Raw genomic sequence first — 14,728 nt, 5'->3', positions numbered from 1 at the left:
CAAGCACTCAGGCCGGACGCACGCCCAGCGTATGGCAGATGGCGTAGCTCATTTCGGCGCGGTTCAGGGTGTAGAAGTGGAAATCTTTTACCCCTTCCCGACTTAAAATCTTCACCATGTCCATAGCGATGTTAGCCCCCACCAGCTGACGGGTTTCGGCATCGTTATCCAGACCTTCGAACATTTTCGACATCCACACCGGGATACGAACGTTGGTCATATCCGCAAACTTTTTCGCCTGTTTAAAGTTGGATACCGGCAGGATACCCGGAATAATTTCCACGTCGATGCCCGCTGAGACGCAGCGATCGCGAAAACGCAGGTAGCTTTCCACATCGAAGAAGAACTGGGTGATCGCGCGGTTGGCGCCTGCCTCGACTTTGCGTTTCAGGTTGAGTAAATCCGCCTGCGCGCTTTTCGCTTCCGGATGCACTTCCGGATACGCGGCAACAGAGATATCGAAATCCCCCACCTCTTTCAGCAGGCTGACCAGATCGGCGGCATACATCTCCGGTTTACCGCTGCCCGGCGGCAGGTCGCCGCGCAGCGCGACGATATGGCGGATGCCGTTGTTCCAGTAATCCTGGGCGATAGTGCGCAGCTCATCGCGAGTCGCATCGATACAGGTCAGGTGCGGCGCCGCTTCCAGACCGGTTCGCTCTTTAATGCCCTTGATGATGCTGTGGGTGCGATCGCGCTCGCCGGAGTTCGCGCCATAGGTCACCGAGACAAACTTCGGTTTCAGACTGCTCAGGCGATCGATGGATTTCCACAGGGTTTGCTCCATTTCACTGGTGCGCGGCGGAAAGAATTCAAAGGACACATTAATCTGGCCCTGGACTTCCGCCAGGCTCTGATTCAGGGCTTCCCGCTGATTGGCGTGAAAAAAGCTCATACCTTACCTCATCAATCGCATGTAATGGCTGTTGTATTGCGAACTTCTATACGTTTAGACGTCCAGATGTAAAAATGACGGAAAAGCGCGCGGGCGTCAATAGAAAAATCTGCGTAAAGAGTGAGGAAAAGGCCGCCAATATGAAAAAAATTCATCTTCCGGCGCTTTGCCCGCCGAAAGAGCCCGCTCTGCGGTCAACATGAGATAGCACGATGTTCAGCCTGAGGCTAGCCAGTCGTCAGGTGCTCATCCAGCAGTGAGAGCCATTGCTGCACGGATTCTGCCCGGTGAGGCGCATAGATCACCCCAAGGCTTAACGGCATGCTGTCGCCTTCAGCGACAGGACAGAACACCACCCCCTGACGCTGGATTGCGGAAAAGGACGCCGGCAGGAGGATCATGCCTTCCCCACGCGCAATTCGCGCCAGCAGCACATCATGTTCGGCAGGCTCTTCCACATAAGCGGGGGTATAGCCAGCCCGGTCGAAAATGCGTCGCGTATAGTCAAAGAAATCGGGGTTACGCTCACGTTTAAACCAGAACAGCGGCCGGTGATTGAGCGCGCTTAGCGTTAACGCTGATGTGGCGGCTTCCGGCCAGGAGGTTGGCACTGCCGCGATAAGCGGCTCCTGATACGGCAATGGGTGCAGGTGCAGCCCTTCAGTATTGAGCGGCAGCGCAACCAGCGCTGCATCGAGTTTGCCTTTGCGCACCTGCTGAGCCAGCGCCGGTGAAGCGTGGCGGGTGATATGCAACGCGCGGGTATGTTCGCTCAGCGCAGATTCAACAGCGGCGAAAATGCCTTGTTCGAAGGCGGTCGTCACGCCCAGACGCAGAGACGGCGGTGAGTGAACGGAGAGCTCACTCAATGCCGCCAGCGTGCGTTCCTGGAGCGCCAGCATGGGCCGAATCATTGCCAGCACCTCTCTGCCCGCGTCGGTAAGGATCAGGCCTTTGCTATGGCGCTGAAACAGCGTCACCCCCAGCTGCGCTTCCAGATGGCGCATATGGCGACTCAGCGGCGGCTGCGAGATAAATAACCGCTGCGCCGCCCGGCTGATGTTATTTTCCTCCGCCACCACCGCAAAGGCGCGCAGCAGGCGGATATCGAGAGAATGCAATCGCGAAGTTGTCATACTGAAAAGGTATCACGAAAAGGGTATTACTCAAGTCCGGCAAACTTCCCTACCCTTCCTCTCAACGCTTCATCACAGAGAGGAAAAAACGATGTCCAGCGAACGTTATATCACCGGTCAGGAAATGCTTCAGCGCGTGGACGGTCACGGCGGGGAAGCCGTCGTCGACAGCCTGCGGGATATCGCCCCCGACTTCGCCCGCTATCTGATTGAGTTCCCCTTCGGCGATATTTACGCCCGGCCAGGGCTTGATTTGCGCAGCCGGGAAATCGCCACCATCGCCGCGCTCACCGCGCTGGGTAACGCCGAGCCGCAGCTGAAAGTGCATATTGCCGCGGGATTAAATGTTGGTCTGACGCAAGAGGAAATTACGGAAGTGATCATGCAGATGGCGGTCTACGCCGGATTCCCGGCGGCGCTAAACGGCCTGTTTGCCGCTAAAGCGGTTTTTGCGGCGCACTAACAAAAAAGACCAGGCCTGGCCTGGTCTTTTTCTCGGGATTACAGCAGCTGCGCCAGACGGTTAATATCCGACTGGATCGCCCCGGCGGTCACGTCACGCCCGGCGCCGGGCCCGCGGATCACCAACGGATTATCACGATACCAGCGGCTTTCGATAGCAAACACGTTATCGCACGGCAGCAGCGCCGCCAGCGGGTGCTCTTCGCGTACCGCTTCCACGCCGACGCGAGCTTTGCCGTTGGCATCAAAGCGCGCCACGTAGCGGAGCACCAGCCCCATCTCGCGGGCCGCCTCCAGGCGCTGCAGCATCTGCTCGTTCAGCTCTTCGCCATTCTCAAAGAAGTGATCAACCGAACCCTCTTCACAGTGCGCCGGGACCAGTGATTCCACGCGCACCTGATCCGGTTCGATGTCATAGCCCGCTTCCCGCGCGAGGATCACCAGCTTGCGCATCACATCTTTACCGGACAGATCGACGCGCGGATCCGGCTCGGTCAGCCCCTGCTGCCACGCCTGATCCACCAGGTCGGTGAACGGCACGGTGCCATCGAACTGCAGGAACAGCCAGGAGAGCGTTCCCGAGAAGATACCGCTCAGGCCGAGGATGGTATCGCCGCTGTCGATCAGGTCGCGCACCGTATGGTTCACCGGCAAGCCGGCGCCCACGGTGGCGTTATACAGCCAGTGGCGCCCCGTCTTCTCAAACGCGTCGTGGATCTGGCGATACTTATCGCTGCTGCTGGCCCCCGCCAGCTTGTTGGCGCTGATCACGTGGAAGCCATGGCTGGCGAAATCAAGATACTGGTCGGCCAGCTGTTCGCTGGCGGTGACGTCCAGCACCACTAAATCATCGTACGGGTGCGCGCGCATCCACAGGAACAGCGACTCTTCATCCTGCTCCACCGCTTCATCGTTGAAGAAAGCTAGCGCCCGGCTGGCGTCCAGCCCGTCATAGTTCAGCAGACTGCGTTTACTGTCGACCACGCCGGCGAGAACAAACTCAAAGCCGGTGCGCGCCGAGAGCGTGGTTTGTTCACGGGCGAACAGCTCCAGCCAGCGGGAACCGATGTTTCCTTTGCCGAACAGCATCAGGCCAATACGCTTTTCGGCACGAAACAAGGACTGGTGCAGCCCCTGGATCAGGCTTTCCGTCGGCCCGGCGCGCAGCACGGCCACCAGGCTGATTCCTTCTTCCGACTGCCAGGTGAACTCCACTGGCTGCCCTTTCAGCTGCTGCCAGAAACGGTGGCAATGCAGGGGGTTACGGGTGACGCCAGCGCCCACCATCGCCACCAGCGCCAGCTTCTGACGCAGACGCAGCTCGCCCGGCAGACCTGCTTCATCGAGCAGCTTCAGCGCGCTGTCGGCCACCTCGGAGGTATAGCAAAACTGCAGCAGCTTGCGGTCGGCATGGACGCCAACGGCTAACGGGCGCAGCTGGGCGCGTTTGAGCAGGGCGTCCAGCTCTTTATGCGCCAGTTTGAAATCGTGACCGGCCGGCACCTGGAACTCCACCAGGCAGACGTCGTCATGGCTGGTGACAATCCGGGCGCCAGTACCGGAGGCCAGTACGCGCTCAATGCGCGTGGAACCCTGTTCCGGCGTATAGCTGCAGCGTAACTGCAGATCGATATCGCTGGCGGAAACCGGCTGTAGCGTGCGGGCATGGAGCACCGGCGCGGCCAGACGCGCCAACTCGCTGGCTTCGTCCAGACGCAGCAGCGGCAGCAGACAGGCGTCTTTCACCTTGCGCGGATCCGCGCTGTACACCCCGGCGACGTCGCTCCAGATAGTGACCCGGGAAGCGCCCGCCAGCGCACCGATCTGGGTGGCGGAGTAGTCAGACCCGTTACGGCCCAGCAGGACGGTTTCACCGGCCTGGTTGCGGGAGATAAAGCCGGTCACCACCAGACGTTTGTTAGGATGCTGCGCCATCAGCTGCTGCAGCAGCGGATAGGATAATCCTTCATCCACCTGCGGCTGCGCGGCGCGTTCCGCGCGCAGGAACGCGCGCGCGTCAAGCCAGGCGGCTTCCATTCCCAGCTGGTTGAGAACCGCCGCCATCAGGCGCGCGGACCACACTTCCCCATGGCCGACCACTTCCGCATAGACCGCTTCGGAAACCCCGCCGTCCAGCAGACCAGCCAGACGCTCAAGGTCGTGGATAAAGGCGGCTATCAGCGTATCCGCCGCCGCAGGCTCCACCAGACCACCAATCAGTTCGGTGTGATAGCGGCGAAGCGACTGCTGAACCTGATGCGCAGCAAGGCGATCGCTCTGGCTAAGCTTAAGCCAGCTGATCAGCTGGTTGGTGGTGCTGCCAGCGGCGGAGACGACCATCATGTCCCCCGCCTGCGAATACTCCTTCATGATCCCCGCGACGCGCAGGTAACATTTCGCATCCGCTAAACTACTCCCACCAAATTTGTGCAGCTGACGACCCTTCGCCCCTGCCTGCGCAATCACACTCATCTTTATTCCTCGTTTGCTGCCCGGAAGCCATTTTCCAGGTCGGCAATTAAATCTTCACCATCTTCAATACCGGTCGAAATACGCAGGAGCGTTTCTGAAATTCCGGCGGCGGCACGCGCTTCAGGCGCCATGCCGGCATGCGTCATCGTTGCCGCATGGGAAATCAGGCTTTCAACGCCCCCCAGCGATTCCGCCAGTGTAAACAGCGACAGCCCGCTCAGGAAACGGCGCAGCGTCTGCTCGTCACCGTCCAGCTCGAAGCTTAACATTGCGCCAAAACCTTTTTGCTGACGCGCCGCAATTTCATGCCCCTGGTTTTCCGGCAGCGACGGATGATACAGCTTTTTCACCAGTGGCTGGGTTTTCAGATACTCGACAATCGCCAGGGCATTACGCTGCGCCACTTCCATGCGTGGAGAAAGCGTCCGCAGCCCGCGCAACAGCAGATAGCTGTCGAAGGCGCTGCCGGTGACGCCAATATTATTCGCCCACCATGCCAGTTCGGTGACAGTCGCCGGATCGTTGGCAATCACCACCCCGGCCACCACATCAGAGTGACCATTAAGGTATTTAGTACAGGAGTGCAACACCAGATCGGCGCCCAGCGCCAGCGGGTTTTGCAGCGCCGGACTCAGGAAGGTGTTATCGACCACGCTGATCGCCCCGGCTTCGCGCGCCAGACCACAGATTTTCGCAATATCCACTACCCGCAGCAATGGATTACTTGGGCTTTCGACCAGCACCAGCTTCGGTTTTTCCGCCAACGCCGCCCGCAGCGCCTGCTCATCGTTTTGATCGACGAACTGAACGCGATAGCAGCCGCGCTTCGCCAGGCTATCGAACAGACGGTAGCTGCCGCCGTAGCAGTCATGCGGCGCCACCAGCAGATCGCCAGGCTTAAGGAACACCGTCGTCACCAGCAGGATCGCCGACATACCGGTATTGGTCAGCACCGCGCCAGCGCCGCCCTCCAGCTCCGCTAAGGCACGCTGCACCACATCACGCGTCGGGTTGCCGCGGCGGGAGTAGTCGTGAGCGCGAGGTTCATTAAAGTCGGTGAAGTTATAGGTACTGGAGAGGTGGATCGGCGGGACAACGCAACCGTACTGCTCGTCGTCATTTAAACCGCTACGCACTGCGATGGTGGCCTGTTTACGCGTCATGTTGGGAAGTTCCTGGGCTGAATCGGTGAAAAGTCAGGCTCCAGAGTAATCATTGTCACAATAGACGTCAATACATCTGGACATCTAAACTTCTTTGCGTATAGATTGAGCAAAGTGCAAATAGCCGTTAAAATTATATGCATTAGCGCACGTCGGCGGCGGCTTATCTCATGTCAGAAAGCCTGCGCTTACGGTAAACTACGCGCAATTATAGCCCGGGCGGAATATTCTGGCCCTTCACTAATAAACAGAGGATTAAGGTATCTCATGGCTGAATGGAGCGGCGAATATATCAGCCCATACGCTGAGCACGGTAAGAAGAGTGAGCAAGTAAAGAAAATTACGGTTTCCATTCCTCTGAAGGTGTTAAAAATCCTCACCGATGAACGTACGCGTCGTCAGGTGAATAACCTGCGTCACGCGACCAACAGCGAGCTGCTGTGCGAAGCGTTCCTGCATGCCTTTACTGGACAACCGTTGCCTAACGATGAAGACCTGCGTAAAGAGCGCAGCGATGAGATCCCGGAAGCAGCGAAAGCGATTATGCGTGAACTGGGTATCGACCCGGATACGTGGGAATACTGAGACAATAAAAAGGGCGGAAGCACTCTTCCGCCCTTTTTCTTTCTCGCCCAGGCAGGCGAGAGACACAAAAAAGCCGCCCTGAGGCGGCTTCTTCTGGCAACTTACTTGCTGCCCGGGATGCTGAAGCGCTTGTTGAAGCGGTCAACACGGCCACCGGTAGCAACATCACGCTGTTTGCCGGTGAAGAACGGGTGGCATTTGCCGCACACGTCGAGGTTCAGGTCATGACCTACAGTGGAGCGGATTTTCATGACATTACCGCAAGAACAGGTAGCAGTAATTTCGTCGTAATTTGGGTGAATACCTTTTTTCATGGGAGAACCTCAGTTAAGGCCGCGTCGCTCTTCCAGCCCTAACGCCAGACACCACGCGATATTAGTAATTTCCCGTCGCCCTCTACGCTGCTGACAGCGTGAAGCACACGGTAATGGTCAATCTTCAATGCGATATAAAGCGCATCAAAGGCGGCGAATCATACAGAATTTGACCAGCATATGCAAACTGATCCGCGCCGCCTTATCGTAATGTGTATACTATCCCGCCAGATTTCAAGTCAGGAAGATGACATGCCCGTCGCCCACGTTGCCCTACCCGTTCCGCTACCGCGCACCTTTGACTATCTGCTGCCTGACGGCATGGCGGTCAAAGCGGGCTGTCGGGTGCGGGTGCCGTTCGGCAAACAGGAGCGGATCGGCATTGTCGCGGCGGTCAGCGAGCGCAGCGAGCTGCCGCTGGACGAGCTAAAACCGGTCGCGGAAGCGCTGGACGACGAACCGGTCTTCTCCGGTACCGTCTGGCGGTTGCTGATGTGGGCGGCTGAGTACTACCATCACCCGATCGGCGATGTGCTGTTCCATGCGTTGCCCATTCTGCTGCGCCAGGGTAAACCCGCCAGCGCTACGCCGCTGTGGTACTGGTTCGCCACCGAGCAGGGGCAGGCCGTCGATCTTAACGGTCTGAAACGCTCGCCGAAGCAGCAGCAGGCGCTGGCGGCGCTGCGCCAGGGCAAAATCTGGCGTCATCAGGTCGGCGAACTGGAATTTAATGAAGCGGCGCTGCAGGCGCTGCGCGGCAAAGGGCTGGCGGAGCTGGCCTGCGAAGCGCCCACCCTCACCGACTGGCGCAGCGCGTATTCGGTGGCTGGCGAACGCCTGCGTCTTAATACCGAGCAGGCCACCGCCGTCGGCGCGATCCACAGCGCCGCCGATCGCTTCTCCGCCTGGCTGCTGGCGGGTATTACCGGCTCCGGGAAAACGGAAGTGTATTTGAGCGTGCTGGAGAATGTGCTGGCGCAGGGGCGCCAGGCGCTGGTGATGGTGCCAGAGATCGGCCTGACGCCGCAAACCATCGCCCGTTTTCGCCAGCGCTTTAACGCGCCGGTGGAAGTCCTGCACTCCGGGCTCAATGACAGCGAACGTCTCTCGGCCTGGCTGAAGGCGAAAAACGGCGAAGCGGCCATTGTGATCGGCACCCGCTCCTCGCTGTTTACCCCGTTTAAAGACCTCGGCGTCATCGTCATCGACGAAGAGCATGACAGCTCCTACAAGCAGCAGGAGGGCTGGCGCTACCATGCCCGCGACCTGGCGGTATGGCGCGCCCACAGCGAACAGATCCCGATAATTCTCGGCTCGGCGACGCCGGCGCTGGAGACCCTGCATAACGTCCGCCAGGGCAAATACCGCCAGTTAACCTTAAGCAAACGCGCGGGCAATGCGCGCCCTGCCCAGCAGCACGTGCTCGATCTCAAAGGGCAACCGCTGCAGGCAGGTCTGTCTCCCGCGCTGATTGGCCGTATGCGTCAGCATCTGCAGGCGGATAACCAGGTGATCCTGTTTCTTAACCGCCGCGGCTTTGCGCCAGCGCTGCTGTGCCACGACTGCGGCTGGATAGCGGAATGTCCGCGCTGCGACAGCTACTATACGTTGCACCAGGCGCAGCACCATCTGCGCTGCCACCATTGCGACAGTCAGCGCCCTATCCCGCGCCAGTGCCCCTCCTGCGGCTCCACGCACCTGGTGCCGGTGGGTATCGGCACCGAACAGCTGGAGCAGGCCCTGGCGCCGCTGTTTCCTGACGTGCCTATCTCGCGTATCGACCGCGATACCACCAGCCGCAAAGGGGCGCTGGAAGAGCATCTCGCCGCCGTCCATCGCGGTGGGGCGCGTATTTTAATTGGCACCCAGATGCTGGCCAAAGGCCACCACTTCCCGGACGTCACCCTCGTCTCCCTGCTGGACGTCGACGGGGCGCTGTTTTCCGCGGATTTCCGCTCCGCCGAGCGTTTCGCTCAGCTCTATACCCAGGTCTCCGGGCGAGCGGGGCGGGCAGGAAAACAGGGCGAAGTGATCCTGCAAACCCACCATCCGGAACACCCTCTGCTGCAGACCCTGCTGTATAAAGGCTACGACGCTTTCGCCGAACAGGCGCTGGCAGAGCGGCAGACAATGCAGCTACCGCCGTGGACCAGCCATGTGCTGATTCGTGCGGAAGACCATAACAACCAGCAGGCGCCGCTGTTTTTACAACAGCTGCGCAATCTGCTGCAGGCCAGTCCGCTGGCCGACGACAAGCTATGGGTGCTCGGTCCGGTTCCGGCGCTGGCGCCGAAGCGCGGCGGCCGCTGGCGGTGGCAGATATTGCTGCAGCATCCTTCGCGGGTGCGCCTGCAGCATATCGTCAGCGGTACGCTGGCGCTGATCAATACGCTGCCGGAGGCGAAAAAAGTGAAGTGGGTGCTGGATGTCGATCCTATTGAAGGGTAAGCCTTCTCTTGCGAGCCGGATCGAAAAATTCAACAAGCATCACGTTTTTCATGAAAATTCTGTAACTCACTGCCGCGACTATCTGATAAAAAAGATGCAGCAGTTAGCGCGCAAGGGAAATGCCAGCGCCATTCAGCGAGGAGAAACCAGGTGAAGCCCAAAAAACAAGTGGTTGCCGCCACCATGAAAGACGTCGCCTTAAAGGCAAACGTTTCCACGGCAACCGTGTCCCGAGCGTTGATGAACCCTGATAAGGTGTCGCAAGCCACCCGTAACCGGGTCGAGCAGGCGGCGCTGGAAGTCGGCTATTTACCGCAGTCGCTCGGACGCAATATGAAGCGCAACGAATCGCGGACGATCCTCGTGATCGTACCGGATATCTGCGATCCCTTTTTTAGCGAAGTGATCCGCGGTATTGAAGTCACTGCCGCCGAGCATGGATATCTGGTGTTAATCGGCGATTGCGCCCACCAGAATCAGAAAGAAAAAACCTTTATCGACCTTATCATCACCAAGCAGATTGACGGCATGGTGCTGCTCAGCTCGCGCCTGCCGTTTGACGCCAGCGTGGAAGAGCAGCGCAATTTGCCACCGATGGTCATGTCGAACGAGTTCGCGCCGGAACTGGAGCTGCCCACCGTCCACATCGATAACCTGACGGCGGCCTTTAACGCGGTAAACTACCTTCACGAGCTGGGACACCAGCGTATCGGCTGCATCGCCGGCCCGGAAGATATGCCGCTGTGCCATTATCGCCTGCAGGGTTACGTGCAGGCGCTGCGCCGCAGCGGTATCACCGTTGATCCGCACTATATCGCTCGCGGCAACTTTACCTTCGAAGCTGGCGCCAATGCGCTGGAGCAGCTGCTGTCGCAGCCGGTACCGCCCACGGCGGTCTTTTGCCATAGCGATGTGATGGCGCTGGGCGCCTTATCGCTGGCGAAACGCCGCGGTCTGAAAGTGCCGGACGACCTGTCGATTGTCGGCTTCGATAACATCGCGTTGTCTGAATTTTGCGATCCGCCATTGACCACCGTGTCACAGCCGCGTTTTGATATCGGCCGTGAAGGAATGCTGCTATTACTTGAGCAAATGCAGGGTCATAACGTGAACAGCGGCTCGCGCCTGCTCGATTGCGAACTGATAGTTCGCGGCAGTACGCAAAAAATCAGACGATAACCATCAGGCTTTCGGGCCTGCTCTTCTGGTCAAAGGCCCGCCGCTTAAGTAACATGGCGGGCTGACGAACGAATATAAGACAGCGAAACGATAGTGGCACAACGAGATTATGTACGCCGCAGCCAACCGGCTTCTTCGCGGCGCAAAAAGAGCACTACCCGAAGCTCAAGGAATAAGCAAAGCAGCCTTCCGGCAATTTCACCGGCTATGGTGGCGATCGCGGCGGCTGTGCTGGTGGCCTTTATCGGTGGACTCTATTTCATTACGCACCATAAGAAAGAAGAAGCGGAAGCGATGCAAAATCGCCAGGCCGCCGGCAACGGCTTGCCGCCAAAACCGGAAGAGCGTTGGCGCTATATTAAAGAGCTGGAAAGCCGACAGCCGGGCGTTCGCGCGCCGACCGAACCGACCGCCGGCGGCGAAGTGATGAAACCGGAGCAGCTGACTGACGAACAGCGCCAGCTGCTGGCCCAGATGCAGGCCGATATGCGTCAACAGCCGACTCAGCTGACCGAAGTGCCGTGGAACGAACAAACGCCGGCCCAGCGCCAGCAGACGCTACAGCGCCAGCGTTTAGCGCAGCAACAGCAGCAGGCGCAACAGCAACAGTGGGCGCAAACTCAGCCGCAGACCGTGCAGCAGCCGCCGCGCGTTCAGCAGCCGAAGCCGGTCCAGCAGCAACAGCCGAAGCAGACCGCGTCAAACCAGCAGCCGTACCAGGATCTGCTGCAGACGCCAGCGCATACCAATACCACGCAGCCGCGTACCCAGGCCGCGGCGCCGGTAACTCGGGTGGAAGAAGCGCCGAAAACCACCGCCGAGAAGAAAGACGATCGTAGCTGGATGATCCAGTGCGGCTCCTTTAAAGGCGCCGAGCAGGCCGAAACCGTCCGCGCTCAGCTGGCTTTCGAAGGGTTTGCTTCGCACATCACCACCAACAACGGCTGGAACCGCGTGGTCATTGGCCCGCTGAAAGGCAAAGAAAGCGCCAACGAGATGATCACCCGCCTGAAGATGGCTGGACACGCGAACTGCATTCGTCTCGCCGCCAGGGGTTGAAACCCTCAAAAACCCCCCCATCTATAATTGCATTCGGCCCCGCGGACAGCGCGGGGCCCCTGTTCCGCTTTTGCAACCAAGGGGTCTGCTCGTGACTACAATTGTAAGTGTTCGCCGTAACGGCCATGTTGTTATTGCCGGTGATGGCCAGGCCACGCTGGGCAACACCGTAATGAAGGGCAACGTGAAAAAAGTGCGTCGTCTGTACAACGACAAAGTGATTGCCGGTTTCGCTGGCGGCACCGCCGACGCCTTCACGCTGTTCGAACTGTTTGAACGTAAACTGGAAATGCACCAGGGCCATCTGGTGAAGGCCGCCGTTGAGCTGGCTAAAGACTGGCGAACCGATCGGATGTTGCGCAAGCTGGAAGCGCTGCTGGCCGTCGCGGACGAAAACGCGTCGCTTATCATCACCGGTAACGGTGACGTGGTACAGCCGGAAAACGATTTGATTGCTATCGGCTCCGGCGGTCCTTACGCCCAGGCCGCGGCCCGCGCGCTGCTGGAAAACACCGATATGGGCGCGCGCGATATCGCCGAGAAAGCGTTGGATATTGCAGGTGATATCTGCATCTATACCAACCATTTCCACACCATCGAAGAATTACCTTCTAAAGCGTAAGGATCTCCCATGTCTGAAATGACCCCACGCGAAATTGTCAGCGAACTGGACAAACACATTATCGGCCAGGACGCCGCCAAGCGTTCTGTTGCTATCGCCCTGCGTAACCGCTGGCGCCGGATGCAGCTTAACGAAGAGCTGCGTCATGAAGTCACGCCGAAAAACATTCTGATGATCGGCCCAACCGGCGTCGGTAAAACCGAAATCGCTCGTCGTCTGGCGAAACTGGCCAACGCGCCGTTTATTAAAGTTGAAGCGACGAAGTTCACCGAAGTGGGCTATGTCGGTAAAGAAGTGGATTCTATCATCCGCGATCTGACCGATGCGGCGATCAAAATGGTTCGTATGCAGTCCATTGAAAAGAACCGTTACCGCGCGGAAGAGCTGGCTGAAGAGCGCGTACTTGACGTGCTGATCCCACCGGCGAAGAACAACTGGGGCCAGACTGAGCCGTCGCAGGAACCGTCTGCGGCGCGCCAGGCGTTCCGTAAGAAACTGCGTGAAGGCCAGCTGGACGATAAAGAGATTGAAATCGATCTCGCCGCGGCGCCGATGGGCGTTGAAATCATGTCCCCTCCGGGCATGGAAGAGATGACCAGCCAGCTGCAGTCCATGTTCCAGAACCTCGGCGGCCAGAAGCAGAAACCGCGTAAGCTGAAAATCAAAGACGCAATGAAGCTGCTGATTGAAGAAGAAGCGGCCAAACTGGTCAATCCGGAAGAGCTGAAGCAGGAGGCCATCGACGCTGTAGAGCAGCACGGTATCGTCTTTATCGACGAAATCGACAAAATCTGTAAGCGCGGCGGCAACACCTCCGGCCCGGACGTCTCCCGTGAAGGCGTACAGCGCGACCTGCTGCCGCTGGTGGAAGGCTGCACCGTCTCCACTAAGCACGGGATGGTCAAGACCGACCACATCCTGTTCATCGCCTCGGGCGCGTTCCAGGTGGCCAGCCCGTCCGATCTGATCCCGGAACTGCAGGGGCGTCTGCCGATCCGCGTTGAGTTGAAGGCGCTGACCACCCACGACTTTGAGCGCATCCTGACTGAACCGAACGCCTCCATCACCGTGCAGTACAAGGCGCTGATGGCGACCGAAGGGGTGAATATCGAATTTACCGAAGACGGTATCAAGCGTATCGCTCAGGCCGCATGGCAGGTAAACGAAACCACCGAGAACATCGGCGCGCGCCGTCTGCACACCGTGCTGGAGCGCCTGGTGGAAGATATCTCCTATGATGCCAGCGAGATGAACGGCCAGACCGTCACTATCGATGCCGAATATGTGAGTAAGCACCTGGATGTTCTGGTGGCAGATGAAGATCTGAGCCGTTTTATCCTATAATCCGGTGCAATGCATTTTCATCACTGTTGATGGGGGCTATCGCCCCCATTTTTATTGGCTAGAATAACTATGACTGATATCAGCCGTTCTCAGGCGTGGCTGGAAAGCCTGCGTCCTAAAACGTTACCGCTGGCATTTGCCGCGATTATTGTTGGCACCGTCCTTGCCTGGGAGCAGGGGCATTTTGATCCCTGGGTCGCCCTGCTGGCGCTGATCACCGCCGGCTTGCTGCAAATTCTTTCCAACCTCGCCAATGACTACGGCGACGCGGTCAAGGGGAGCGATAAACCGGACCGCATCGGGCCGCTGCGCGGGATGCAGAAAGGGGTGATTACCCCCCAGCAGATGAAGCGCGCCCTGATTGTCACCGTCGCGCTGATCTGTCTGTTTGGTCTGGCGCTGCTGTGCGTCGCCTGGCAGAGCGTCGGCGATTTCATCGGCTTCCTCGCGCTGGGTGGCTTGTCGATCGTGGCCGCCATCACCTACACGGTGGGCACCCGCCCGTATGGTTATATCGGCCTTGGTGATATTTCGGTACTCGTTTTCTTCGGCTGGCTGAGCGTCCTCGGCAGCTGGTATCTGCAAGCGCATAATGTGGAAGCGGCCATCTTTCTGCCGGCAACGGCCTGCGGTCTGCTGGCGACCGCCGTGCTGAACATCAACAACCTGCGTGATATCGACAGCGACCGGCAGAACGGGAAGAACACCCTCGCCGTGCGCCTGGGGCCGGTGAATGCCCGCCGCTATCATGCCTGCCTGCTGCTCGGCGCCCTGCTGTGTCTGGCGCTGTTTAACCTGCTGGCGCTGCATTCAGCCTGGGGCTGGCTGTTTATTCTCGCTACGCCGCTGCTGGTCAAACAGGCGCGTTACGTCCTGCGCGAATCCGATCCGCTGGCGATGCGGCCGATGCTCGAAAAGACGGTCAAAGGGGCTTTACTGACCAACCTGCTGTTTGTTATCGGGATTATTGCCAGTAAGCTGGCGGCTTAACTGACAAATATCAATTAACAATTGATGATTTTGCCAACAATGCGATTCGCGGGATATAC

Annotated in this window: 13 protein-coding genes; 8 read left to right on the top strand and 5 right to left on the bottom strand. The window is 58.8% G+C overall.

Features of this window, described 5'->3' with window-relative positions:
- Positions 1-7 precede the first annotated feature (7 nt).
- Together metF and MKS11_RS23225 are read right to left on the bottom strand one after the other, a co-directional pair.
- Positions 8-895: a methylenetetrahydrofolate reductase gene (metF, locus tag MKS11_RS23230; RefSeq protein ID WP_004203682.1), complete on the bottom strand. Its 888-nt coding sequence runs from the start codon at positions 893-895 to the stop codon at positions 8-10.
- 227 nt (positions 896-1,122) lie between these two features.
- Entirely contained in the window at positions 1,123-2,031 is a 909-nt protein-coding gene (locus MKS11_RS23225; RefSeq protein WP_023319430.1) for a LysR family transcriptional regulator, read from the bottom strand.
- Between the two features lie 91 nt (positions 2,032-2,122).
- Between MKS11_RS23225 and MKS11_RS23220 the strand changes: the two genes are divergently transcribed.
- The gene (locus tag MKS11_RS23220) at positions 2,123-2,494 is read left to right on the top strand and encodes a carboxymuconolactone decarboxylase family protein (RefSeq protein ID WP_004203680.1); all 372 of its coding nucleotides are present in this window, start codon (positions 2,123-2,125) and stop codon (positions 2,492-2,494) included.
- A gap of 38 nt (positions 2,495-2,532) precedes the next feature.
- On the opposite strand, the gene MKS11_RS23215 is transcribed toward MKS11_RS23220, so the two are convergent.
- Positions 2,533-4,965, bottom strand: a complete 2,433-nt coding sequence (locus tag MKS11_RS23215) for a bifunctional aspartate kinase/homoserine dehydrogenase II (protein ID WP_023291529.1) — start codon at positions 4,963-4,965, stop codon at positions 2,533-2,535.
- Between the two features lie 2 nt (positions 4,966-4,967).
- Positions 4,968-6,128, bottom strand: coding sequence for a cystathionine gamma-synthase (gene metB / locus MKS11_RS23210; RefSeq protein ID WP_004203678.1), 1,161 nt, complete (start codon positions 6,126-6,128; stop codon positions 4,968-4,970).
- A gap of 267 nt (positions 6,129-6,395) precedes the next feature.
- Between metB and metJ the strand changes: the two genes are divergently transcribed.
- Positions 6,396-6,713 carry a met regulon transcriptional regulator MetJ gene (metJ, locus tag MKS11_RS23205; protein ID WP_002882924.1) on the top strand — a complete coding sequence of 106 codons (318 nt, stop codon included), beginning with the start codon at positions 6,396-6,398 and terminating at the stop codon, positions 6,711-6,713.
- Positions 6,714-6,814: 101 nt separating this feature from the next.
- Here metJ and rpmE read toward each other — a convergent pair whose 3' ends face one another.
- On the bottom strand, positions 6,815-7,027 hold the full coding sequence (gene rpmE, locus MKS11_RS23200; RefSeq protein WP_002882922.1) for a 50S ribosomal protein L31: 213 nt from the start codon (positions 7,025-7,027) through the stop codon (positions 6,815-6,817).
- A gap of 252 nt (positions 7,028-7,279) precedes the next feature.
- Between rpmE and priA the strand changes: the two genes are divergently transcribed.
- The 6 genes from priA to menA all read left to right on the top strand — a co-directional run bounded on the left by priA (position 7,280) and on the right by menA (position 14,669).
- On the top strand, positions 7,280-9,475 hold the full coding sequence (gene priA / locus MKS11_RS23195) for a primosomal protein N' (protein WP_032455464.1): 2,196 nt from the start codon (positions 7,280-7,282) through the stop codon (positions 9,473-9,475).
- A 150-nt stretch (positions 9,476-9,625) separates the two neighbouring features.
- A complete protein-coding gene (gene cytR / locus MKS11_RS23190) occupies positions 9,626-10,654 on the top strand; it encodes a DNA-binding transcriptional regulator CytR (RefSeq protein WP_004203676.1) in 1,029 nt (342 codons plus the stop codon).
- 93 nt (positions 10,655-10,747) lie between these two features.
- Positions 10,748-11,713: a cell division protein FtsN gene (gene ftsN, locus MKS11_RS23185; protein WP_004203675.1), complete on the top strand. Its 966-nt coding sequence runs from the start codon at positions 10,748-10,750 to the stop codon at positions 11,711-11,713.
- A 91-nt stretch (positions 11,714-11,804) separates the two neighbouring features.
- The gene (hslV, locus tag MKS11_RS23180) at positions 11,805-12,335 is read left to right on the top strand and encodes an ATP-dependent protease subunit HslV (RefSeq protein WP_002882918.1); all 531 of its coding nucleotides are present in this window, start codon (positions 11,805-11,807) and stop codon (positions 12,333-12,335) included.
- A 9-nt stretch (positions 12,336-12,344) separates the two neighbouring features.
- The gene (gene hslU / locus MKS11_RS23175) at positions 12,345-13,679 is read left to right on the top strand and encodes an HslU--HslV peptidase ATPase subunit (RefSeq protein WP_004203674.1); all 1,335 of its coding nucleotides are present in this window, start codon (positions 12,345-12,347) and stop codon (positions 13,677-13,679) included.
- Between the two features lie 69 nt (positions 13,680-13,748).
- Positions 13,749-14,669, top strand: coding sequence for a 1,4-dihydroxy-2-naphthoate polyprenyltransferase (menA, locus tag MKS11_RS23170; RefSeq protein WP_004203673.1), 921 nt, complete (start codon positions 13,749-13,751; stop codon positions 14,667-14,669).
- The last annotated feature ends 59 nt before the right edge of the window (positions 14,670-14,728 follow it).

Origin of the sequence: Klebsiella sp. K5-45 (assembly GCF_030128605.1) — a bacterium.
GTDB lineage: Bacteria > Pseudomonadota > Gammaproteobacteria > Enterobacterales > Enterobacteriaceae > Klebsiella > Klebsiella quasipneumoniae.
The sequence above is the reverse complement of the archived record's forward strand: the minus strand, read 5'-3'. Positions and strand labels throughout refer to the sequence as shown.

Excerpts from the sequence above, each read along its gene's own strand:
- metF (WP_004203682.1), bottom strand. The coding sequence starts at position 895 with ATGAGCTTTTTTCACGCCAATCAGCGGGAAGCCCTGAATCAGAGCCTG.
- metJ (WP_002882924.1), top strand. The coding sequence starts at position 6,396 with ATGGCTGAATGGAGCGGCGAATATATCAGCCCATACGCTGAGCACGGT.
- MKS11_RS23225 (WP_023319430.1), bottom strand. The coding sequence starts at position 2,031 with ATGACAACTTCGCGATTGCATTCTCTCGATATCCGCCTGCTGCGCGCC.
- hslU (WP_004203674.1), top strand. The coding sequence starts at position 12,345 with ATGTCTGAAATGACCCCACGCGAAATTGTCAGCGAACTGGACAAACAC.
- MKS11_RS23215 (WP_023291529.1), bottom strand. The coding sequence starts at position 4,965 with ATGAGTGTGATTGCGCAGGCAGGGGCGAAGGGTCGTCAGCTGCACAAA.
- menA (WP_004203673.1), top strand. The coding sequence starts at position 13,749 with ATGACTGATATCAGCCGTTCTCAGGCGTGGCTGGAAAGCCTGCGTCCT.
- metB (WP_004203678.1), bottom strand. The coding sequence starts at position 6,128 with ATGACGCGTAAACAGGCCACCATCGCAGTGCGTAGCGGTTTAAATGAC.
- rpmE (WP_002882922.1), bottom strand. The coding sequence starts at position 7,027 with ATGAAAAAAGGTATTCACCCAAATTACGACGAAATTACTGCTACCTGT.
- priA (WP_032455464.1), top strand. The coding sequence starts at position 7,280 with ATGCCCGTCGCCCACGTTGCCCTACCCGTTCCGCTACCGCGCACCTTT.
- MKS11_RS23220 (WP_004203680.1), top strand. The coding sequence starts at position 2,123 with ATGTCCAGCGAACGTTATATCACCGGTCAGGAAATGCTTCAGCGCGTG.